The organism is Pseudoroseicyclus aestuarii (assembly GCF_003217255.1).
Lineage (GTDB): Bacteria > Pseudomonadota > Alphaproteobacteria > Rhodobacterales > Rhodobacteraceae > Pseudoroseicyclus > Pseudoroseicyclus aestuarii.
The window spans coordinates 455,991-476,967 of the sequence record NZ_QJTE01000003.1; the positions used below are offsets into that span (position 1 = coordinate 455,991).

Here is a 20,977-nt window from a genome sequence, read left to right on the forward strand (position 1 = left end):
ATCCGGCCCAGCCCGGACGCAGGTCCGCGGCGCGATGCCGGGCGGAAGGCGGGTTTGCGGCGACGGCGGGGGCGCCGCGGCCGCCTTCTGCCCCAGGGACAGGAGAGCCGCGATGCCCATCACCGACAACCTGACGCCGACACCCTTCGAAGACGGTCTGGACGTCTGGTCCAGCGGGAATGGAACGCCCGGATCGGACACCTATGCCGAAAGCGGCACGGGGGTCTTCGTGCCGGCCGACCAGGACTTCGGCGGAGCGCTGGAGATCCTCAAGACGCAGTCCGTCACGCGCTTGCGCTTCATGGGGCGCACGCCGGTGCGGCCGGGCCTCTATTTCCGCGTGACCGCGCGGGTGAAGGCCGTCGCCGGCGCCTTTCCGGCGGTGCGCATCGCCGGCTGGGCCGGCAATGCCGCGCGCGCCCATGTGGACGGGCTGGACGAGACCGGTCCCGCCACGCAGCTGACGCGCTACGGCGAGGTGGTCGAGATCAGCGCGATCGTCGGCCCCGGCCGGCGCGAGGGGGTGGACCTGGCCTGGCCCGGCGCGACCTACGGCCATTTCGGCATCGACCTGACCGGCTCGAACGGCGGCGTCGTCCGCGTCGACGATATCGAGATCGAGGATATCACCGCGCTCTTCCTGTCGGAATCGCTCGGCGTCGTGGACGTGCGCGACTACGGCGCCGTGGGCGATGGCAGCACCGACGACAGCGCCGCCTTCGAGGCCGCCGATGCCGCCGCGGCGGGGCGCCTCGTGCTGGTGCCGGACGGCGTCTTCTTCCTCGATGGCGATGTGACATTTCAAAGCCCGGTACGCTTCGAGGGGCGGGTGACGATGCCCGCCGCGCGCAAGCTGATCCTGCAGCGGAACTACGACTTCGACAGCTACCTCGCGGCCTTCCGCGAGGAGGAGCTGGCCTTCCGCAAGGCCTTCCAGGCGCTACTCAACTTCTCGGACCACGAATCGCTGGACCTTGGCGGGCGGCGCATCAACCTGACCGGCCCGCTCGACATGCAGGCCTGCGATCCGGGGCGGACCAGCTTCGCCACGCGGCGGGTGATCCGCAACGGCCAGTTCCAGGCGCTGGACAGCCCGGCCTGGGACGATGCGGTGGTGACGGCGCAGGCGCGCTACGATCCGGAGGTGCCGCTGACGCTGAGCAACGTGCCCAATGCCGGCGCGATCGCGGTCGGCAGCCTTGTCACCGGCAACGGGGTCGGGCGCGAGGTCTACGTCCGCGCCGTCTTCCCGGGGCAGGGGCGGGTCGTCCTGTCGCAGCCCCTCCATGATGCCGAGGGGGTGCAGAGCTACACCTTCCGCCGCTTCCGCTACATGCTGGATTTCTCGGGCTATACCTCGCTGGCGCAGTTCGTGCTGGACGACATCGACTTCCAGTGCCGGGGCCGGGCCAGCGGCATCCTGCTGGCGCCCGACGGGCTGATCTTCCACGTCCGCGACTGCTTCATCAACCGGCCGAAGGACCGGGGCATCACCTCGCACGGCGAGGGCTGCCAGGGCATGCTGATCGACCGCTGCATCTTCCAGTCCGCCGAGGCGCAGCTGCCCGTCGCGCAGCGCCGCTCCATCGGGTTCAACACCAACGCCAACGACGTGAAGGTGCGCGAAAACCGCGCCGCCCTGTTCCGGCACTTTGCCGTCATGGCCGGCAGCACCAACATCGTCGCCGGCAACCACTGGTTCCAGGGCGACGACACCGGCGTGCGGGTGGCGGGCCTCATCATCACGCAGGTCAATCCGACGATGCTGGTGGCCAACAACTACATCGACAACAACTTCATCGAATGGACCAACGAGCATGATTCCACGCCCGAGTTCACTGCCGGCTATTCCTACGGCGGCCTGACGATCGAGGGGAACATCTTCTTCGCCAGCGCCGTCTCCCGCGGCTTCAACTGGGTGGTGATCAAGCCCTACGGGCCGGGGCACTTCCTCAACGGCTTCACGATGACGGGGAACGTCTTCCGCACCATCAACGGCACGATCGAGCGGGTCGAGGCGGTGGATACCAGCCTTGCCAGCCTGAACCTTGCCCGCAGCCTCGATGTCGAGATCACCGGCAACGTCTTTCACGGCGTCGAGGCCGAGATCGCCAATCCGGTGACGGTGGTCCATGCGCAGGGCAGCGCGACGCGGGCCTGGGTCGTCAACCCGGCGCCCAAGCTGCCCTTCGGCGGGCGGGCGCGGGCGGTGGAATCGGTGATCCCCATCGGGCCGATCCGCAATGCCGCGAACGGCGAGATCTACGAGGCGCCCTGGATCGACCCCGAGTTCGGCGACGGCAGGCTGTTCCGCGTGGTCTTCGGCAGCGCCGCCAGGGGCACGATCCGCGCGCGGGTGCGGATGGATCGCCCGGACTGACAGGCGGGGCGCTGGTCTTTCCCGCAAGGGAGCGGCATCCTGCCCGCGATGACGATCCCCGAGGTCCAGACCCCCGCGCCCGGCCCGGCGCAGCCCCGCGCCGTGGGCGCCGCCCGCATCGCGGTGCGGCAGGCGGGCGGCATCAGCCGCCTCGCCGATCTGCGGCAGGAGGGCTCGCTCAAGCTGCTGCTGCCGCGCCGCTCCGGCGCGGCGGTAGAGGCGGTGCTTCTCTATACCGCCGGCGGGCTGACGGGCGGCGATGCGATGGAGGTCGCGGCCCTGGCCGAGGCGGAGGCGCAGCTTGTCCTGACCACCCAGGCCGCCGAGCGTGCCTACCGTGCCCGCCCCGGACCCCCGGCGCGGGTGCGGGCGCATCTGACGGCCAGTGAGGGCGCCCGCTTGCACTGGCTGCCGCAGGAGACGCTGCTTTACGACGGCGCGTCCCTCGACCGGCGGCTCGAGGTCGATCTGGCGGCGGGCGCGAGCGCGCTGCTGTGCGAGCCGCTGATCCTTGGCCGGACCGCCATGGGCGAGGTCGTGCGGCAGGCTGCCCTTTCGGATCGCTGGACCCTCAGGCGCGAGGGGCGGCTGCTTTACCACGATGTTCTGCGGCTGACGGGCGATGTCGCCGCCACATTCGACCGCGCCGCGGTGGGCGGCGGGGCGCGGGCGCTGGCGCAGGTCGCGCTGGCGGCGCCCGGCGCCGGGGCCCGCGCCGCCGAAATCCGCGCCATGCTGCCGGATGCGGCAGGCGCCAGCGCGCCGGACCCCGACCTTCTGCTGATCCGCCTTCTTGCCATTGACGGCTTCGCCCTGCGCGCGGCATTGATTCCCCTGCTGGAGCGCCTGTCAGGCGCACCGCTGCCCAAAGTCTGGAGGCTCTGACGATGCAGCTGACCCCGCGCGAGAAGGACAAGCTCCTCGTGGCCATGGCCGCCGAGGTCGCCCGCAAGCGGCTGGAGCGCGGCGTGAAGCTGAACCACCCAGAGGCGATCGCCCTGATCACCGAGGCGGTGGTCGAGGGCGCGCGCGACGGCCGCTCGGTCGCGGACATGATGCAGGCCGGCGCGCAGGTCGTGCGCCGCGACCAGTGCATGGAGGGCGTGGCCGAGATGATCCACGACGTGCAGGTCGAGGCGACCTTCCCCGACGGGACCAAGCTGGTGACGGTTCACGAGCCGATCCGGTGAGGGCATCCGGCGAGAGGAGGACGAACATGATTCCCGAGTGCACCATGAAACATTGGCTGCGAGGAGCACGGCGCTATGGCGCTTGAAATCGAAGACGCGTCCCGCCTGACCCCTTGGGTTGGAAAATCCTACGGGCAATGCGGAATAAAGGTTCTCGTACTGGGAGAGTCTCACTACGACGAGATTGGCCCAGAAGGAGAGCGGGTCACGATGCCGGGCGGCGAAGGCGGAACCGTGTCCGCAGTCGAGAAGTGGCTGTCGGGGGAATGGAAAATTCCATACTTTTCGAAGGTTGCCGGGCTGCTGAGCCATTTCGCACCCTTCGTCAAAAATGATGAACAGAACGTCTTCGACAAGATTTCGTTCTTCAACTTCATTGACGGGATTTTGCCAGCTCACCGTAACTGGCCCAGCTACGACCTGGTCAAGCACTCGCGTCCGCTGTTTCTTAAGAAAATCCAAGAACTGTCGCCAGATCTCGTGATCGCGACGGGAAAATCTAAAATGAACTGGTTTCTGAGGGACATTCCCGAGTTGCAGCAGCTTCCGGTCCCGGGAAACGGCATCTCCTATGGGCACGGAGATGCAATTATCGCAATCGTGAACCACCCCAGTGGACGGTTCAGCTACGCCGGGGCAATCGAGCAGATAGAGCAGGCGCTAGCCGCGCATGAGCGGCAGGATATCCGCGATCGTTTGCTGCCGCCGAAAGTCGCGCCCGTAGCGATCCCCGGAGAGATTTTGCCCGCCGAGGGCGAGATCACCCTGAACGAGGGGCGCGAGGTCACCGTGCTGATGGTTGCCAATACCGGCGACCGCCCGGTGCAGATCGGCAGCCACTACCACTTCGCCGAGGCGAACCCGGCGCTCGATTTCGACCGTGAGGCCGCGCGGGGCCGGCGCCTCGACATCGCCGCCGGGACCGCCGTGCGCTTCGAGCCGGGGCAGAGGCGCGAGGTCGTGCTGATCGAGATTGGCGGGGCGCGGAAGGTCTTCGGCTTCAACGGTCATGTGATGGGTGCGCTGTGAGGCGCCTTGCGATGACCCTTGTCCTGCTGGGCTGGCCCGCGCTGGCGCTGGCGCAGGACCCGGGGCAGGAGGAGGGCGAGCGCGACTGCAGCGATCCGGTGAGCCAGGCCGAGATGACCGATTGCGCCTTTCTCGACAGCGAGGATGCGGATGCGGCCCTGAACGCGGCCTATGCCGAGGCCCTGGACCGCGCGCGGGCACGCGATGCCGCGCTGGCGGAGGGAGAGGTGACCTCGGAGGAGATGCTGCGGAAGGCGCAGCGCGCCTGGATCGCGTTCCGCGATGCCGCCTGCGCCGCCGAAAGCACCACGCGGCGCGGCGGGACCATGCAGAGCCAGGTTCTTTACACCTGTATTGCCCGCCTGACGCGCAGCCGCAACGAGGATCTGCACATTTTCAGCGCAGAGTATTAACGCCGCCGCAGACGCGCCCGAGGGCGGCGGCCTCCGCCACTGGTCAAGCGGCGCCGCGCTTGCGACAGTCGGGGCGCACGACCGCCAGGAGCCTGCCGATGCCCGCCACGATCACCCGCGCCGATTACGCCGCCATGTTCGGCCCGACCACCGGCGACCGGGTGCGCCTTGCCGACACCGAGCTGGTGATCGAGGTCGAGCGGGATCTGACCACCTACGGCGAAGAGGTGAAGTTCGGCGGCGGCAAGGTGATCCGTGACGGCATGGGCCAGTCGCAGCACAGCCGGGCCGAGGGCGCCGTCGATACCGTCATCACCAATGCGCTGATCCTCGACTGGTCCGGCATCTACAAGGCGGACATCGGGCTGCGGGACGGGCGCATCCACAAGATCGGCAAGGCCGGCAATCCCGACACCCAGCCCGGCGTCGACATCATCGTCGGCCCCGGCACCGAGGCCATCGCCGCCGAGGGGCATATCGTCACGGCGGGGGGCATCGACAGCCACATCCACTTCATCGCGCCGCAGCAGATCGACGACGCGCTGGCCAGTGGCGTCACCACGATGATCGGCGGCGGCACCGGCCCCGCGCATGGCACGCTGGCCACCACCTGCACGCCGGGGCCCTGGCACCTGGGGCGGATGCTGCAGGCCGCGGATGCCTTTGCCGTGAACCTGATGTTCTCGGGCAAGGGCAACGCCAGCCTGCCCGCCCCGCTGGAAGAGCAGGTGCGCGGCGGCGCCGCCGCGCTGAAGCTGCACGAGGACTGGGGCACCACGCCTGCGGCCATCGACTGCTGCCTGTCGGTCGCGGACCGGATGGACGTGCAGGTGATGATCCACACCGACACGCTGAACGAGAGCGGCTTCGTCGAGAATACCGTCGCCGCGATGAAGGGCCGGACGATCCACGCCTTCCATACCGAGGGGGCAGGGGGCGGCCATGCGCCCGACATCATCCGCATCTGCGGCGAGGAGTTCGTGATCCCCTCCTCGACCAACCCGACGCGGCCCTTTACCGCCAATACGGTGGACGAGCATCTCGACATGCTGATGGTCTGCCACCACCTCGACAAGTCGATCCCCGAGGATGTCGCCTTCGCCGAAAGCCGCATCCGGCGCGAGACCATCGCGGCGGAGGATATCCTGCACGACATGGGCGCCTTTTCGATCATCGCCAGCGACAGCCAGGCCATGGGCCGCGTTGGCGAGGTGATCATCCGCACCTGGCAGACGGCGCACAAGATGCGCGTCCAGCGCGGGCGCCTCGATGGCGAGACGGGGCAGAACGACAACCTGCGCGCCCGCCGCTACGTCGCGAAATACACCGTGAACCCCGCCATTGCCCATGGCATCGCGCATGAGACCGGTAGCGTGGAGGAGGGCAAGCGCGCCGACCTCGTCCTGTGGGATCCGGCCTTCTTCGGGGTGAAGCCGCAGATGGTGCTGGTCGGCGGGACGATTGCCGTGGCGCAGATGGGCGATCCCAATGCCTCGATCCCGACGCCGCAGCCTGTCTATACCCGCCCGATGTTCGGCAGCTTCGGCGGCGCGCGCACCTCTGGCGCCGTGACCTTCGTCAGCCAGGCGGCGGCAGAGGCGGGCCTCGGCGCCGATCTGGGCCTGGCCAAGACGCTGGTGCCGGTGAAAGGCACCCGCGGCATCGGCAAGCGCGACCTGAAGCTGAACGATGCGCTGCCGAAGATCGAGGTGAACCCCGAGACCTACGAAGTCCGCGCCGACGGTCAGCTTCTGACCTGCGAGCCGGCGGAAAGCCTGCCGATGGCGCAGCGCTACTTCCTGTTCTGAGGGGCGGGGCATGGAACGGAGCAAAGCGGGCGGCGGCCCGGAAAGGGGCGGAATGATGACGGGACTTGCGCGTGGTGCAGGGCGGGGCTTCGGTAACGTCTGTTGTCCGGGCGGGCCCGGACAGGCATCTTCGCTGGCAGGGAGGGACCGAAACTCGATCACGAGAGAGGGTCCAGATGGCTCATACAGCGACGAACACCACCCAAGCCCCGCATGTCAGCCTGCGCGCCGTTTTCGGCGCCGCGATGCGCGGCCTGAACGCCCTGATGGAACGCGATCCCCGGATGGGGCAGCTGCGCCAGCTTGGCGAGCGCAGCGACGCCGATCTTGCCGCCCAAGGCAAGAGCCGGCAGCAGGAACTGCGCCGCATCCTCAACGGCTCCTGGTACTGACGCCCGCGCCGCGCGGCGGGCAGGTGCGCCGATGACCGGCGCATCGCCACGGGCGCATGAGGTGCTGCGCGCCGCCGGGTCCACCGGCGCGCTGCAGCTGACGCTCGATTACGGGCAACGGTTGCTGCGGCGGCGGCGCGTGACCTGCGACGACGGCACCGCCGTGCTGGTCGACCTCGCCGAGACCGTCAGCCTCGACGCCGGCGACGCGCTGGTGCTGGACGACGGCCGGCAGGTCGATATCGCCGCCGCCGCCGAGCCACTGCTCGAGGTGCGGGGCGATCTGCCGCGCCTCGCCTGGCACATCGGCAACCGCCACGCCCCCTGCCGGATCGAGGCGGATCGCCTGCTGATCCAGCGCGACGCCGTCATGGCCCGGATGCTGGCCCAGCTTGGCGCCGAGACCCGCGAGGTGGTGGAGCCCTTCACCCCCGAGGGCGGCGCCTACGGGCAGGGCCGCACCATGGGCCATTCGCATGGCCCCGAGGGCGGGCACGAGCATGGCCACGACCACAGCCATGGTAACGGCCACAGCCACAGCCATGGTCATGGGCACAGCCACGACCACGGGCATAGCCACGATCATTCCCACTCCCACGACCACGACTAGGCAATGCGCGGCGCCGATTTCCTGACGCTGTCGCAATGGCTCTCGCCCGCCTATCCCGTCGGCAGCTTTGTCTTCTCGCAGGGGCTGGAGCGGGCGGTCGCGGACGGGCTGGTCTGCGATGCCGCGACGCTGGAGGCATGGCTGCGCGATTCCCTGGCGATGGGCAGCCTGCGCAACGACGCGATCCTGCTGGCCTGCGCCGCCCGGCCCGAGGCCGATCTCGCCGCGCTTTCGGAGCTTGCGACGGCCCTGACCCCCGCCGCCGAGCGGCGGGCCGAGGCGCGGGCGCTGGGCGCCGCCTTCGCCGCCACGACCCGCGCCGTCTGGGAGTTGGACCTGCCGGACGCGCCCTATCCCGTCGCCGTGGGCCGCGCGAGCGGTCTTGCCGGCCTGCCGACGGGGCCGGTCCTTCAGCTTTACCTGCAGGCCGGCACCTCCTCGCAGGTGCAGGCGGCGCTGCGGCTGATGCCTCTGGGGCAGACCGCAGGTGCGCGTGTGCTGGCGGCGCTGGCGCCCGACTGCCTCGCGCTTGCGCAGGAGGCCGAGGGCGCCGATACCGAGGACCTTGGAAGCTGCACCCTTGCCGCCGACATCGCCATGATGCGGCACGAAACACTGGGATCGAGGATTTTCCGCTCATGATCCAGAAGACACCTAAGATCTTGATCGGCCATAGCAGTCCATTTTCGTGGCTTGCTGCGCCGAAGTCCGAAGAGGCCCGAGACGTTCTCGGGGCCGATCTCATCCCTATCCTTAGGCCGCATGGCGGGCCGGATCTGAATGAGAGTGAGGGGGTCTTCAAGGGTCTGCCTGATTTGAGTGCGCTTAAGGACGAGGACCGCGTTTGGTGGATGAAGAGTAGGCAGGAGAGGTGGCGGCAAACACTCCGCACCGCACCGACTGTCGCCCTGCGGTACTACAACGCGAACGGAGCCGCCTCCGGTGGCACCGGCCAGTGGATCGGCGTTTATCGCCTTCTCGGAGCGGCCTGGGACCACGAGCATTTCATCGTCAACTTTGACCCATCCAAACTAGCCGAGGTGCAACAATGACCTCCCCCAACGGCCCGCTGCGGGTCGGCATCGGTGGCCCCGTCGGCGCCGGCAAGACGACGCTGACCGCGCAACTGGCGCGCGCGCTGAAGGAGCGGCTGAGCCTCGCCGTGATCACCAACGACATCTACACGCAGGAGGATGCCGAGGCGCTGATGCGGATGCAGATCCTGCCCTCGGACCGGGTCATGGGGGTCGAGACGGGGGGCTGCCCGCATACCGCCATCCGGGAGGATGCGAGCATCAACCTCGCCGCCGTGGCCGAGATGCGGGAAAGGCACCCGGACCTCGACCTCGTGCTGATCGAAAGCGGCGGCGACAATCTGTCCGCCACCTTCAGCCCGGAGCTGGCGGATGTGACGCTTTACGTCATCGACGTCGCCGCCGGAGAGGAGATCCCGCGCAAGGGCGGACCGGCGATCACCCGCAGCGATATCCTCGTGATCAACAAGACCGATCTCGCGCCGCATGTCGGCGCCGACCTTGAAGTCATGGCGCGCGATGCGGCGCGGATGCGGCCCGGCCTGCCGGTGGTCTTCGCCAGCCTCAAGGCCGGTGACGGCCTTGAGGAGGTGGTGCGCCTGCTCGAAGAGGTTGGCGGCCTCTAGCGGCTGATCTCGCCGCCCAGCGCGAAGAGGCTGCGCGGGTCGAAGGTGGTGCCGCTGGCGGGGCCGAACTCGATCCGCGCGCCGAGGCCGATGAAGGCGCTGCTGTCGCTGTCGCCGTCCCGCTCGGCCTGCTGCTGGCCGATCTCGGCCCAGAGGCGCGGCCCCCCGGCGAGGGCATATTCGCCGCCCAGCGCGATGCGGCGCAGGCTGTCGCCGTCGTCGCCGTCGATGTAGTCGAAATCGGCGCCCGCGCTATAGGCCAGCCCGAAGGCGACATCGGCCGAGACGCCGACCATCGTGCCATCCACGGCATCGCCCTTGCGCTGGCCGAGGTACCCCTCGAGCGAGACGGCGCGCAGGTCCATCGCGCCCTCGAGGCCGTAGAGGCTCGCGTCATCGCCATCGAGCCAGTCGCGCGCGAAGAACAGTCCCGCGGTGCCGACGTAGCCCAGCCGGTAGAAGCCGTGCAGCGTGACGTTGCCGGCGTTGTCGTCGAAGATGCCGAAGCTGTAGCGCGACAGGTCGCCCGCGAAGCCGAAGCCGTAAGCCTCGCCTTCGAGCGAGCCGGAGTAGGTGCTGCGCCCCAGCTCGAAATCGTCCAGCATCAGCTGCGTCTGCGCGGACAGCTCGCCGCCGGAAAAGCCCTGCGCCTGCGCCGCGCCGGTGGCGGTGCCGGCCGCGATGAGGGCGGCCCCGAAATATCTGATCATCTGCTCTGCCTCGTAGGGATTTGTTTGTTTGCGGGAACGATACTGTGTTCCGGGCGCTGCCGAAAGACCGCGCGGCGCGATGGCCCTGTCCCATCCCGGCCAAATTTCTATACTGGGGGCGCAGTCAGACCCCGAACGAGGCCGCGATGAGCGACGAGCCGCCGGACCCGCAACGCGAGGCCGCCCGCAAGGCGGATCACGAGCGGGTCATGGACATGATGAACGGCCCCGAGATGCAGCGCCGCCTCGAGGCGGCGCGGGCGCGCCGCGAGAAGGTGCTGGCCGCCCGTGCTTCATCCCTGGAGGGGGCCGAGGAGGCGGAGCGGCAAGTTCCGCCAGAGGAACCCGGCCAGGTGGCGCCCGAGGAGAGGGCCCCCGCTGCCGCGGGCCGTTCGCCTCGTAAAGCGCCGACCGAGACGCAGGAGGCCGCCGCGCCCCCGCCTGAGCGGGTCGTGCCGGTGCGCCCCGCCCGCCCCGCGGGCCGGAGCGCTGCCGCGCCCGCCGCCCCCGCGGCGCTGGTAGCCGAGCGGCGGGGCGAAAGGCGGGCCAAGGGGCAGGGAGGCCGGACCTGGCCGCGCGGCCTCTTCATCCTGCTGGTCGGTCTTCTGGCCGGGGTCGCGCTGACGGTGCTGGCCCTGCGCCTGCCGCTGCAGGATGTGCTGGCGCGCCTGCCCCTGGCGGCCCTACAGCCCGATGCCCCGGCGCCCGAGGCGCTGGCGCGCGGCCCGCAGCTTGCCCCCCCGCAGGAGGGCGAGGGCAGCCCCCAGGCCCCGGCCCTTCAGGAGCGGTCAGAGGCGGATGGCGGCACGGGGCCGATCCGGGCCGGCGGCATCGAGGCCGGGGCGGCGGACAGCCTGACCACCGTCACCCGCCCCCTGCCGCGCCCGGCGCTGCTGCAGGTCCCCTCCGCCCTGGCGGCCCGCCTTGAGGCGCCCGGCGCGGCGGAGCTGCCGCAAAGCCCCGCCGCCAGCGCCCTTTCGCCCCGCGCGGGGACCGGCGCGGCCCTCGTGGCGCCCGAGGCGACCGAGGCGCCGCTCGCGGCGGGCGCGGGCGAGACTGCCGTGCCGCGGCTGCAGGGCGCGCGGCTGAAGCTGGCCGCCGATCTTCCCGGGGCGACGCTCGCTGCGGCGCGGGCGATCCTGGCGGAGGCGGGCGTGCCGGTGCAGACCGAGCCGCCGCAGGAGGGCGCCGCCGCGCCCTTCGGGCCCCAGCGCAGCGAGGTGCGCTATTTCCATTCCGGCGACGCCGCCCGGGCCGAGGGGCTGGCACAGGCGCTGGGCGCCGTGGCGCGCGATTTTTCGTCCTATCGCCCGGCGCCGGAGCGCGGCGTGGTCGAGATCTGGCTGGCCGGCAGCGGCTGAGCCTGCGGGCCGGCGTCCGGCTTGCCCGCCGGCAGGACCGCGCCGCCGCCGACGAGGTGCAGCACGATGCCGCCCGGCGCCTCCTGAACCTGCGCGGGCGCCGTGACGACGGGAAGCGAGGCTGCGACGGCCTCGGCCAGCGGCCGGTTCTCCGCGGCGGTGTAGTCCACCCGCGTCTCCGAGGCCGGTGCGGGGGCCGATCGCACCTCGGCCTCGACGCCCGCACCGCGCATCGCCGCTGCCAGCTCCTGCGCGTAAAGCGCGCCCGGATCGTCGCCCGGGTTCACGAGGATCAGCACGCTGTCCGCGGGCGAGGTGGCGGCGCCTGGCGTCAGCGCCACCCAATCGCTCCAGCGGATCTCCTCGGTGCCGCGCCCAACCCGCCAGGCGAGGGCGCGCCCGGCGGCCTCAGGCGGCAGCGGCAGGGACAGGGCGCTGAGGTCCGTCTCGCCCCGGACCACCAGCGGGGCGCCCGGCTCTGTCCCGCCGGAGGGGGCGCGCGCGATTTGCAGGGTGAAGGGGCCGGCGCCCGCCGCCACGCTCCAGACGAGGTCGGCGCGCGGGGGGTCGCTGCCGCGGGTCACGGCGCCGACGAGCGGTCGGGGCGCGGGCAGGGGGGCCGCGACTTCCGGGGCGGGCAGGGCCGAGAGGCGCTCGGCGGCGGCCGACATGGCCGGCGCCGCCGCGGCGTACCAGCTGCGCGCCATGGCCGGGTTTTGCGGCACGCCGCTGCCGGCCTCGTAGAGCAGGCCCATGTTGTAGCCGGCGCGCTCATTGCCGTTCGCGGCGGCGCGGGCATACCAGGTTGCCGCCGCCGCCGCATCGCGCGGGGCGCCGGTGCCCGCGTCGAGCATCACGGCGACGTTGAACTGCGCCTCGCTCAGCCCGGCGCCCGCCGCCTCGAGGTACCAGCGCAGGGCGGTGGCGGAATCGCGCGGCACCCCCATCCCGAGGTCATGGATCAGCCCCAGGCCCAGCGCCGCCTCTGGCGCGCCCTCTGCCGCCTCGTGGCGCCAGCGTTCGGCGGCCAGAGCATAGTCCTGCCGGTCGAAGGCCTCTTGCCCGGTCGGCTGCGCGCGCTGCGCCGTCGAGGCGGCCGGGATCGGCGCCAGCAAGAGCGCGACAAGCAGGCATCTGATCGGGCCCGCAACCATGTCAGCGCCAGGTGATCTCCACCTGCCGGTTCAGGCGCTGATCGACGCCATCGGCGGTCTCGACCGGCAGCTCGCTGTTGCCGCGTCCCAGAACCTGCAGCCGTTCCGCCGGGATGCCGCGCGCCACGAGGCCATCGGCAACCTGCTGCGCGCGGCGGATCGACAGGTCGAGGTTGCGGGTCGCATCACCGACGGTATCGGCGCCGCCCGAGACGATCATCACGATCGGGCTGCCCTCGCGGAACAGCCGCGCGGCCTGGTCCAGCGTCTGCTGCTGGTCTGCATCGACACGGGCACTGCCGGTGCGGAAGAAGATGGCCAGGCTATCGTCCGGGGCCTGGGCCGAGGCATCCTCGGGTCCGGTCTGCGCGCCCACCGGTGCGGCCAGCAGCACGAGCCCGGAGAGGCAGGCCGCGGTGAAGGTCCGTATCGTCAAAGATGTCATGATCGTACCACCATTATCCTCGTCACCGGGAACAGTGTAGCGCGCCCGAGGGCATCGCGACACGTCGGCGCGTCGAATAATGGCGAAAAAGTGGCAACGCGCGCAGTTGTGAGATCTGGGCGCAGCTGCGGGCCCAGTCAGGGCCGCGCGCGGGTCTCGGTCACAGAGACAGCCGTTGCCGAAGGAAAGGCATCAGCAGAGGCCGGCAGGACCAGCGGTCGAGAGTGGAGGAGTCGGCCTGATCGCTCCGCCCGAGGGCAGAGTATCGAATGTGACCTGATGGGATGTCTGGTGGAGCCGAGGGGGATCGAACCCCTGACCTCGTCATTGCGAACGACGCGCTCTCCCAACTGAGCTACGGCCCCGTGGCGCCCTATTTGTCTGGAAGGCCCGCCCCTGTCAAGCGCAAGAGCGGGCGGCTGGCGCAGGGGAAAGCGGGGCCTAGCGGCGCGGCAGGCGCCACCAGTAGGCGGCATAGGCGGGCACCTCGCGCAGGGCGAGGCGGCTCTGCGCGCGCAGGCTGGCGCCGCGCCAAGGCGGGGCGCTGCCCCTGGCGGCAAGGCCCAGGCGCCGCGCCGTCAGAAGCGCGCGCGGCAGATGCGGCGCATCCGTCACGAGGATCACGCGATTGGCGCCGAGGCGGGCAAGGATCGGCAGGGCGAAGGCGATGTTCTCCTGCGTTGTATGCGACGCGGCCTCTGGCGTGATTGCGCTCTCCGGCACGCCGGCTTCGATCAGCAGGAGGCGCATCACCTCGGCCTCGGCCGGGGGGTGCCGGCCAAGGCCGCCGCAGGGCACGATGTGCCGCACGCGCCCCGCGTGCCACAGGGCCGCCCCCTGCGCCGTGCGGCGCCGCAGCGTGGGCGAGGGGCCATCCGCCCAGACGGCGGCCCCGAGGATGAGGGCGATGGTCATGCCTGCGGGCTTAGCGCGCCCCCGCGTGCGACGCAGCCCTGATAAAGAGCGCGCTGCCGCGCTTGGCGCAGCCCCGGCGGCGCGGTAGGGGCTGGGGCGAACGGAAAAACAGGAGTGAACGGATGGAAGAGGTACTGCAGACACTGGGCTGGATCGCGGTGGTGCTGCTGGCGCTGGTCGGCCTCGTGGCGGGCTGGGTCGCCGGGCTGGTTACCGGCGGCAACAAGGCCGCCTACATGATCATCGGCGCGATCGCCGCCATCGCCGCGCCCTTCGTGCTGGCGCTGCTGGGGATCACGGCGGTGATCGGCGCCGGGCTGGTCGCGCTGCTGATCGCCGCGGCGGTCTTCGTCGCCGTCGTCCTGGCCATCGTGCTGGCGATCCGCAGCAAGCGCTAGAGAGCGGGGTCGCCCACCGCCTCGCGGTAATGACGGCGGCAAAGGCTGACGTAACGGTCGTTGCCGCCGATCTCGATCTGGTCGCCGCTGGTCACCACCTGGCCCGCGGCGTCCTTGCGCACCACCATGGTTGCCTTGCGGCCGCAGTGGCAGATGGTGCGCACCTCGCGCATCTCGTCGGCCAGCGCCAGAAGCGCGGCAGAGCCCGGGAAGAGCTGCCCGAGGAAATCCACCCGCAGCCCGTAGCACATCACCGGCACGTCGAGGTCGTCGACCACGCGGGCCAGCTGCCAGACCTGCTCGGGCGTCAGGAACTGCGCCTCGTCGATGAAGATGCAGGCGCAGGGGCCCGACTGCAGCCGCGCGGCGATCCGGGCGGACAGGTCGTCCTCCGGCCCGAAGGTCTCGGCCGGGGCGGTGATGCCGATGCGGCTGCCGATGGTCTGCGGCCCGGCGCGGTCGTCCACCCGCGCGGTCAGCAGGTAGGTCTGCATCCCCCGCTCGACGTAGTTGTAGGACGCCTGCAGCAGCAGCGTCGACTTGCCGGCGTTCATGGTGGAGTAGTGAAAGTGCAGCTTGGCCATGAGGCGGGGGAGTAGCCCCCGCCCCCCGGCTTCGCAAGTCAGCCCGCGACGCGCATCGCGCTGGTGGGCCTGACGGAGGAAGCCTGCGGCCCCATCCCCTCGTTCCCGGACTGACTGATCGAGAGCTCGACCGGGTCGCCGACCTTCAGATCGTCGAAGCCGCCGCCTTCGACGCTGGCGCGATGGAACCAGATGTCCTGCCCGTCGGTGGTGTCGATGAAGCCGTACTCGCTGAACAGCTGCCGCACCCGGCCCGTGGGCGGCCCGTCCAGCCGCTTCACCTCGCCGCGCTTGGTCTGGCTGAATTGTTCGAGCTGCCGGTCCATCGCGTCGAAGGCATCATTGACGGTCTGGTAGGGGTTGTGATGGTCCCGCTGGCCGGGGTCCTGATTCACCACCAGCTCCGTGCCCGGCACCCGCGCTTCGATCCGGACGTGATACTGCCTGTTCGCCGCCTTCGCCTTCTGCGCCGGCTCGATCACCACATGCGCCGAGGTGATGTGCTTGTAGTACCGCTCCATCTTCGCCGCGCGGGCGCGGATGCGATCCTCCAGCTGCTCGGAGCGATCCATGTTGTGGAAGGCGATCTCGAGGGGGGTGTCCATGGGTGTTCTCCCGTCTTGTGACAAGAGAAGAACGCATGGAGAGGGCCGTGGTTCTCCCACTCAGGTAGTAGAAGTGTCTTCACGACAGATGGAAAGGTTGCAGAATCACAACCTATAGTATAAACAAAATATTTGACTAACAATCGTAAGTTGTAATTGGCGGAATGGTTAGATTGCTATGTTCATTAATTATAGCAGCAGAATCGTACGATTTGCAATTATCGTACTCTTGGGATGCTTCGGTGCTTGGCCGTCGAGCGCATGTGAACTCGCAATCAGATTTGTCGTTCCAACATCGATACGGGTCGGCGAAACAGTTGATCTCAAAATGCTGGTGACGGACAATGGATTGATTCAGATGAGGACAGTTGGAACGGGATCAATTTTGAACCCCGTCATTGTAGTTGTCGAGGACGATGCGGATAGCCATCCACCATTGCTAGTTTTTGGGACGGTGTCGACCACCGAAGGTGCGCGCGGCATCCCCCTAAAGAGTGTTGAGTATGATAGATCAGATTGCGGGGAAGGCGCCATAATTGTAGGGCTAGCGCCCTCAGATGAGAGGCAAATCTCCTTGGGGCAATTCGATCTTTTCAGGACTGATTGGAGTTTTATTCTGCCTGACGAAAGCCTCATCTGGCGATTGCAGGTTTTGAAAGCTATACTCGCGTCGGGATTCAACTTCGACGAACGTAGCAGAGTCCGGCTGCGCGGCATTATAAGGGGCTTAGCAACGAGCGCCGAATACATGACGGATGATGATGAATTAAGAGACTTAATCTTTGCAGTCGAAGCGCTGGACCACCCTTCGCCGAGGATGCAGGATGAGCTGCTCGAAGAAATCCGTCGGGGTCAGGTAGAGTTCTTAACAAAAATATCAATTGATAGGGGGGGCGAACAATTCGGCAACGATGAATCAATACTTGACCGTGCTGTAGGTCAGATATCACTTACTCTCAGCGAAATAGACAGCTCTACCCTCAATCAGACCTTCATCATTCTGGACACGTACCTTGGGCAAATTGAGCGTGCAAAAAACTCGGATCATAGTCGTAAGTACGAGCTTATTCGTCAATGTTTAGTTATATCTCAAGTCGTTCTAAGCAGCTTTGAAAACGCAACTACGACTGACGCTATCTCCGACGATCCACAGCGCTTTCTAACACAGTTGCGAGCAATGGTAGGATGCGCACAACAGATGGCTTTTGCTGAGGCTGGGATATCACTTGATAAACCTGCTGAGGCGGTTGCATATCTTCAATCAGAAGGAAGTCAAATTGGCCGGGAGTTTATGCGTAGGCTTGAAGAAAGTGACATCACCAATGTTAGCGATACCTGTTTTGTGGGTGACCTTGATGAACGTGTGAAGCAATTTATTTCATTAAATACCATATTTCAGCAATTTTGTTTATCGTGACTGGAGTAATCATGGCGAATGCAAGCCTCCGGATTGTCTTTACGCGGAACATTGCTGCGCTTGTGGTGGTGTCTCATGTGGTCTTGCTGGTCTATATAAGTCTGCTGGCTGCCTTTTTCAGTCGGAGCTCTACGCTAGACCTGCTAACTATAGCTGCGCCACTTACTGCCGCCTACTCTTCGACCGCCTTAGTCTGGCTTATGAGGGATACAGGTAGTAAAGATGGGCCAACTATATCATCCCAAGCCGCCGGAACATTGTATTTTTTACAGATTGTCCTGGTCGCCGCTGCATTCGCTATAGTGACCGCGACATCAATAAGGGGTTTGAGTTTTCCAGTCGAAATGGCTCAGCGCTATTTCGCAGCAATCGAACTGATCTTCGGCGCTTCGATTGGTCTTATCTCCAAAGAATTTTTCGTGGTTGATTCGCCTAAAAATTCCAAAGACGCCTAGGCTTGACTAGGCCTGCAAGCTCCGCACCCCCACATCCCCCTCGACGCGCGCCTTCATCGCCTGCGCCGCGGCATTGGCCCCCGCGGCGGTGGTGAAGTAGGGCACCTTGTCCATCAGGGCGACGGCGCGCATCTCGCGGCTGTCCTCGACCGCCTGCGCGCCCTCGGTGGTGTTGAAGAGCAGCGCGACATGGCCGTCCTTGAGGCGATCGACGATGGTCAGCCCGCCCTCGTAGACCTTGTTCACCACCTCGGCCTTCAGGCCCTGTTCCGCCAGCCAGGCGGCGGTGCCGCGGGTGGCGCAGATGTCGAAGCCGAGATCCGTCAGGATGCGCACCGCCTCGGCCATGGCCGCGCCCTTGTCGGCGTCGCGGATCGAGACGAAGACACGCCCCTCGCGCGGCAGGTCAACGCCGGCGCCCATCTGCGCCTTGAGGAAGGCGAGAGGGAAGCTGCGGTCCCAGCCCATGACCTCGCCGGTGGAGCGCATCTCCGGCCCGAGGATCGGGTCCACGCCGGGGAAGCGGGCGAAGGGCAGCACGGCCTCCTTCACGCTGAACCAGGGCATGGCCGGATCGGCCAGCGTCATCGGATCGGCGTAGGGCAGGGTGGTGTCGTAATCGACGTTCTCGTAGGGCGGCCGCTGCGGGAAGGAGGCCAGCGTCTCGCCCGCCATCAGCCGTGCGGCGATGGAGGCGATGGCGCTGTCGGTGGCCTTGGCGACGAAGGGCACGGTGCGGCTGGCGCGGGGGTTCACCTCGATCAGGTAGACCTCGTTCTCGCCGGCCTCGTTCGGCTTGACCGCGAACTGCACGTTCATCAGGCCGACCACGCCCAGCTCGAGCGCGAGGGCCGCCGTCTGGCGCCGGATCTCGGCGATCATGTCGGCGGGCAGGCTGTGCGGCGGCAGGCAGCAGGCGGAATCGCCCGAATGGACGCCCGCTTCCTCGATGTGCTGCATGATGCCGGCGATATGCACGTCCTTGCCGTCGCACAGCGCGTCGACATCAACCTCGGTCGCGCCCGAGAGGTAGCTGTCCAGAAGCACCGGGCTGCCCGGCGAGACGACGACGGCGTCGCGGATGTAGCGCTTGAGCCCCTCCATGTCGCGCACGATCTCCATCGCGCGGCCGCCCAGCACGTAGGAGGGGCGGATCACGAGCGGGAAGCCAATGTCGGAGGCGATCTCGAAGGCCTGCTCGTCGGTATGGGCGATGCCGTTGACCGGCTGGCGCAGGCCCAGCTTCTGGACCATCTGCTGGAACCGCTCGCGGTCCTCGGCGAGGTCGATGGCGTCGGGCGTGGTGCCGAGGATCGGGATCCCCGCATCCTCGAGCGCCTGCGCCAGCTTCAGCGGGGTCTGCCCGCCGAACTGGACGATGACGCCGTGCAGCGTGCCGGCCTCCTGCTCGACGCGCAGGACCTCCATCACGTGTTCGAAGGTCAGCGGCTCGAAATAGAGGCGGTCCGAGGTGTCGTAGTCGGTCGAGACCGTCTCGGGGTTGCAGTTGATCATGATCGTCTCGTAGCCCTGATCGGTCAGGGCGAAACAGGCATGACAGCAGCAGTAGTCGAACTCGATCCCCTGGCCGATCCGGTTCGGGCCGCCGCCGAGGATCACCACCTTCTTGCGGTCAGAGGGACGCGCCTCGTCCTCGACCTCGCCCATCACGGGGGTCTCGTAGGTGGAATACATGTAGGGCGTCTGCGCCTCGAACTCGGCGGCGCAGGTGTCGATGCGCTTGAAGACGGCCGTCACGCCGGCCTTGATCCGGGCGGCGCGGACGGCGGCCTCGTCCTGATCGCTCAGCGCGGCGAGGCGGGCATCGGTGAAGCCCATCATCTTGAGGTGGCGCAGCGCGCCTTCCTCGCTCGGCAGGCCGGAGGTGCGGACCTCGGCCTCGGCCTCGACGATCTCGCGGATGCGGGCGAGGAACCAGGGGTCGAAATGGGTCACGGCCTGGATGTCGAGGTCCGACAACCCGTGCCGCATCGCCTGGGCGATCCGCCGCAGCCGGTCCGGCGTCGCCTGGCTGAGCGCCTTCACGATGGCAGCATGGCCGTCCTTGTCCTCGCCCGCGCCGGGGATGGCGATCTCGTCAAAACCGGTCAGCCCGGTCTCGAGGCCGGCGAGGGCCTTTTGCATGCTCTCGTGGAAGGTGCGGCCCACGGCCATGACCTCGCCCACCGACTTCATCGCGGTGGTCAGGTCGTCCTTGGCGCCCGGGAACTTCTCGAAGGCGAAGCGCGGGATCTTGGTCACGACGTAGTCGATCGTCGGCTCGAAGCTGGCGGGCGTCACCTTGGTGATGTCGTTGTCCAGCTCGTCCAGCGTGTAGCCGACAGCCAGCTTGGCCGCGATCTTGGCGATGGGAAAGCCCGTCGCCTTGGAGGCCAGTGCCGAGGAGCGCGAGACGCGCGGGTTCATCTCGATCACGACCATGCGGCCGTTCTCGGGATTCACCGCCCATTGCACGTTCGATCCGCCGGTTTCGACGCCGATCTCGCGCAGCACGGCGATGCTGGCCGCGCGCATCTGCTGGTATTCCTTGTCCGTCAGCGTCAGCGCCGGGGCGACGGTGATGGAATCGCCGGTATGCACGCCCATCGGATCGACGTTCTCGATCGAGCAGACGATGATGGCGTTGTCCGCGCGGTCGCGGACCACCTCCATCTCGTATTCCTTCCAGCCCAGCAACGACTCGTCGACGAGGATCTGCCCCACCGGCGAGGCATCCATGCCCGAGCGGCAGATCCGCTCGTAGTCGTCGCGGTTGTAGGCGACGCCGCCGCCGGTGCCGCCCATGGTGAAGGCGGGGCGGATGATCGCGGGCAGGCCCACCACCTCGAGCGCGTCGATCGCCAGCTGCACCCCGGCGGCAAGGTCGCGCTTGCCGTTCTCGCGCTTGGGCGCGGTGATGATCGTGGCAGCGGGGTTCTCGAGGCCGATGCGGTCCATCGCCTCGCGGAAGAGGGCGCGGTCCTCGGCCATCTCGATGGCCTCGCGGTTGGCGCCGATTAGCTCGACGTTGAATTTCTCGAGCACGCCCATGTCAGCGAGCGCCAGCGCCGTGTTCAGGCCGGTCTGCCCGCCCATGGTGGGCAGAAGCGCGTCGGGCCGCTCCTTCTCGATGATCTTGGCGACCATCTCGGGGGTGATCGGCTCGATGTAGGTGGCGTCCGCAAGGCCCGGATCGGTCATGATCGTCGCGGGGTTGGAGTTCACCAGGATCACCCGGTAGCCCTCTTCGCGCAGCGCCTTGCAGGCCTGGGCGCCGGAGTAATCGAACTCGCAGGCCTGGCCGATGATGATCGGACCCGCCCCGATGATCATGATCGAGTGGATGTCGGTTCTTTTCGGCATGGGATCCCCTTCGGCCCGGAGGGGCCAGATCATCGGCTAGCAGGCGGCAAATCGTCCGGCGTTATAGTGACGGCGCCGCCGGGCGCAA

22 protein-coding genes and 1 tRNA gene are annotated in these 20,977 nt (G+C 68.0%); 15 read left to right on the forward strand and 8 right to left on the reverse strand.

Annotated elements, in window-relative coordinates; translation table 11 throughout:
• Window positions 1-112 precede the first annotated feature (112 nt).
• The 11 genes from DFP88_RS11505 to ureG all read left to right on the forward strand — a co-directional run bounded on the left by DFP88_RS11505 (window position 113) and on the right by ureG (window position 9,482).
• Complete coding sequence (locus tag DFP88_RS11505; protein ID WP_110814626.1) at window positions 113-2,380, forward strand: glycosyl hydrolase family 28-related protein; 2,268 nt, start codon at window positions 113-115, stop codon at window positions 2,378-2,380.
• A gap of 48 nt (window positions 2,381-2,428) precedes the next feature.
• A complete protein-coding gene (locus tag DFP88_RS11510) occupies window positions 2,429-3,265 on the forward strand; it encodes an urease accessory protein UreD (RefSeq protein WP_110814628.1) in 837 nt (278 codons plus the stop codon).
• 2 nt (window positions 3,266-3,267) lie between these two features.
• Window positions 3,268-3,570, forward strand: a complete 303-nt coding sequence (locus DFP88_RS11515; protein WP_110814630.1) for an urease subunit gamma — start codon at window positions 3,268-3,270, stop codon at window positions 3,568-3,570.
• A 726-nt stretch (window positions 3,571-4,296) separates the two neighbouring features.
• Window positions 4,297-4,599, forward strand: a complete 303-nt coding sequence (locus tag DFP88_RS11520) for an urease subunit beta (RefSeq protein ID WP_110814844.1) — start codon at window positions 4,297-4,299, stop codon at window positions 4,597-4,599.
• Window positions 4,600-4,610: 11 nt separating this feature from the next.
• Entirely contained in the window at window positions 4,611-5,012 is a 402-nt protein-coding gene (locus DFP88_RS11525; RefSeq protein ID WP_110814632.1) for a lysozyme inhibitor LprI family protein, read from the forward strand.
• A gap of 98 nt (window positions 5,013-5,110) precedes the next feature.
• A complete protein-coding gene (gene ureC / locus DFP88_RS11530; protein ID WP_110814633.1) occupies window positions 5,111-6,820 on the forward strand; it encodes an urease subunit alpha in 1,710 nt (569 codons plus the stop codon).
• A 176-nt stretch (window positions 6,821-6,996) separates the two neighbouring features.
• Window positions 6,997-7,212 carry a hypothetical protein gene (locus DFP88_RS11535; RefSeq protein WP_110814636.1) on the forward strand — a complete coding sequence of 72 codons (216 nt, stop codon included), beginning with the start codon at window positions 6,997-6,999 and terminating at the stop codon, window positions 7,210-7,212.
• A gap of 31 nt (window positions 7,213-7,243) precedes the next feature.
• Entirely contained in the window at window positions 7,244-7,822 is a 579-nt protein-coding gene (locus tag DFP88_RS11540) for an urease accessory protein UreE (protein ID WP_110814638.1), read from the forward strand.
• Window positions 7,823-7,825: 3 nt separating this feature from the next.
• Complete coding sequence (locus DFP88_RS11545; protein ID WP_110814640.1) at window positions 7,826-8,464, forward strand: urease accessory protein UreF; 639 nt, start codon at window positions 7,826-7,828, stop codon at window positions 8,462-8,464.
• The gene (locus DFP88_RS11550; RefSeq protein ID WP_110814641.1) at window positions 8,461-8,874 is read left to right on the forward strand and encodes a hypothetical protein; all 414 of its coding nucleotides are present in this window, start codon (window positions 8,461-8,463) and stop codon (window positions 8,872-8,874) included. Before DFP88_RS11545 ends, DFP88_RS11550 begins: the two co-directional genes overlap by 4 nt.
• Window positions 8,871-9,482 (forward strand): urease accessory protein UreG, encoded by a 612-nt coding sequence (ureG, locus tag DFP88_RS11555; protein WP_110814643.1) that lies wholly within the window; start codon window positions 8,871-8,873, stop codon window positions 9,480-9,482. The genes DFP88_RS11550 and ureG overlap by 4 nt, the downstream gene beginning before the upstream one ends.
• Here the strand turns inward: ureG and DFP88_RS11560 are convergent.
• Window positions 9,479-10,192 carry a hypothetical protein gene (locus tag DFP88_RS11560; protein ID WP_110814645.1) on the reverse strand — a complete coding sequence of 238 codons (714 nt, stop codon included), beginning with the start codon at window positions 10,190-10,192 and terminating at the stop codon, window positions 9,479-9,481. The genes ureG and DFP88_RS11560 overlap by 4 nt on opposite strands.
• Window positions 10,193-10,338: 146 nt before the next feature.
• Between DFP88_RS11560 and DFP88_RS11565 the strand changes: the two genes are divergently transcribed.
• Complete coding sequence (locus tag DFP88_RS11565) at window positions 10,339-11,553, forward strand: hypothetical protein (protein WP_110814647.1); 1,215 nt, start codon at window positions 10,339-10,341, stop codon at window positions 11,551-11,553.
• Here DFP88_RS11565 and DFP88_RS11570 read toward each other — a convergent pair.
• From DFP88_RS11570 to DFP88_RS11585, 4 genes are all read right to left on the reverse strand, one after another.
• Window positions 11,496-12,707 (reverse strand): tetratricopeptide repeat protein, encoded by a 1,212-nt coding sequence (locus DFP88_RS11570; protein WP_110814649.1) that lies wholly within the window; start codon window positions 12,705-12,707, stop codon window positions 11,496-11,498. The genes DFP88_RS11565 and DFP88_RS11570 overlap by 58 nt on opposite strands.
• A 1-nt stretch (window position 12,708) precedes the next feature.
• Window positions 12,709-13,152 carry an OmpA family protein gene (locus tag DFP88_RS11575; RefSeq protein WP_110814651.1) on the reverse strand — a complete coding sequence of 148 codons (444 nt, stop codon included), beginning with the start codon at window positions 13,150-13,152 and terminating at the stop codon, window positions 12,709-12,711.
• Window positions 13,153-13,441: 289 nt separating this feature from the next.
• Window positions 13,442-13,517, reverse strand: a tRNA-Ala gene (locus tag DFP88_RS11580).
• Between the two features lie 76 nt (window positions 13,518-13,593).
• Window positions 13,594-14,067, reverse strand: coding sequence for a YdcF family protein (locus DFP88_RS11585; protein ID WP_110814653.1), 474 nt, complete (start codon window positions 14,065-14,067; stop codon window positions 13,594-13,596).
• Window positions 14,068-14,189: 122 nt separating this feature from the next.
• Between DFP88_RS11585 and DFP88_RS11590 the strand changes: the two genes are divergently transcribed.
• Complete coding sequence (locus DFP88_RS11590) at window positions 14,190-14,465, forward strand: GlsB/YeaQ/YmgE family stress response membrane protein (protein ID WP_110814654.1); 276 nt, start codon at window positions 14,190-14,192, stop codon at window positions 14,463-14,465.
• On the opposite strand, the gene DFP88_RS11595 is transcribed toward DFP88_RS11590, so the two are convergent.
• Entirely contained in the window at window positions 14,462-15,049 is a 588-nt protein-coding gene (locus DFP88_RS11595) for a thymidine kinase (RefSeq protein ID WP_110814657.1), read from the reverse strand. The two genes, DFP88_RS11590 and DFP88_RS11595, sit on opposite strands and share 4 nt — an antisense overlap.
• 38 nt (window positions 15,050-15,087) lie before the next feature.
• Window positions 15,088-15,654: an HPF/RaiA family ribosome-associated protein gene (locus DFP88_RS11600; RefSeq protein ID WP_110814659.1), complete on the reverse strand. Its 567-nt coding sequence runs from the start codon at window positions 15,652-15,654 to the stop codon at window positions 15,088-15,090.
• A 328-nt stretch (window positions 15,655-15,982) separates the two neighbouring features.
• Between DFP88_RS11600 and DFP88_RS16865 the strand changes: the two genes are divergently transcribed.
• Both DFP88_RS16865 and DFP88_RS16870 read left to right on the forward strand, forming a co-directional pair.
• Window positions 15,983-17,071 (forward strand): hypothetical protein, encoded by a 1,089-nt coding sequence (locus DFP88_RS16865; RefSeq protein WP_146227478.1) that lies wholly within the window; start codon window positions 15,983-15,985, stop codon window positions 17,069-17,071.
• Between the two features lie 11 nt (window positions 17,072-17,082).
• Window positions 17,083-17,526 (forward strand): hypothetical protein, encoded by a 444-nt coding sequence (locus tag DFP88_RS16870; protein WP_146227480.1) that lies wholly within the window; start codon window positions 17,083-17,085, stop codon window positions 17,524-17,526.
• 6 nt (window positions 17,527-17,532) lie between these two features.
• On the opposite strand, the gene carB is transcribed toward DFP88_RS16870, so the two are convergent.
• The gene (carB, locus tag DFP88_RS11605; protein ID WP_110814661.1) at window positions 17,533-20,889 is read right to left on the reverse strand and encodes a carbamoyl-phosphate synthase large subunit; all 3,357 of its coding nucleotides are present in this window, start codon (window positions 20,887-20,889) and stop codon (window positions 17,533-17,535) included.
• Window positions 20,890-20,977 lie beyond the last annotated feature (88 nt).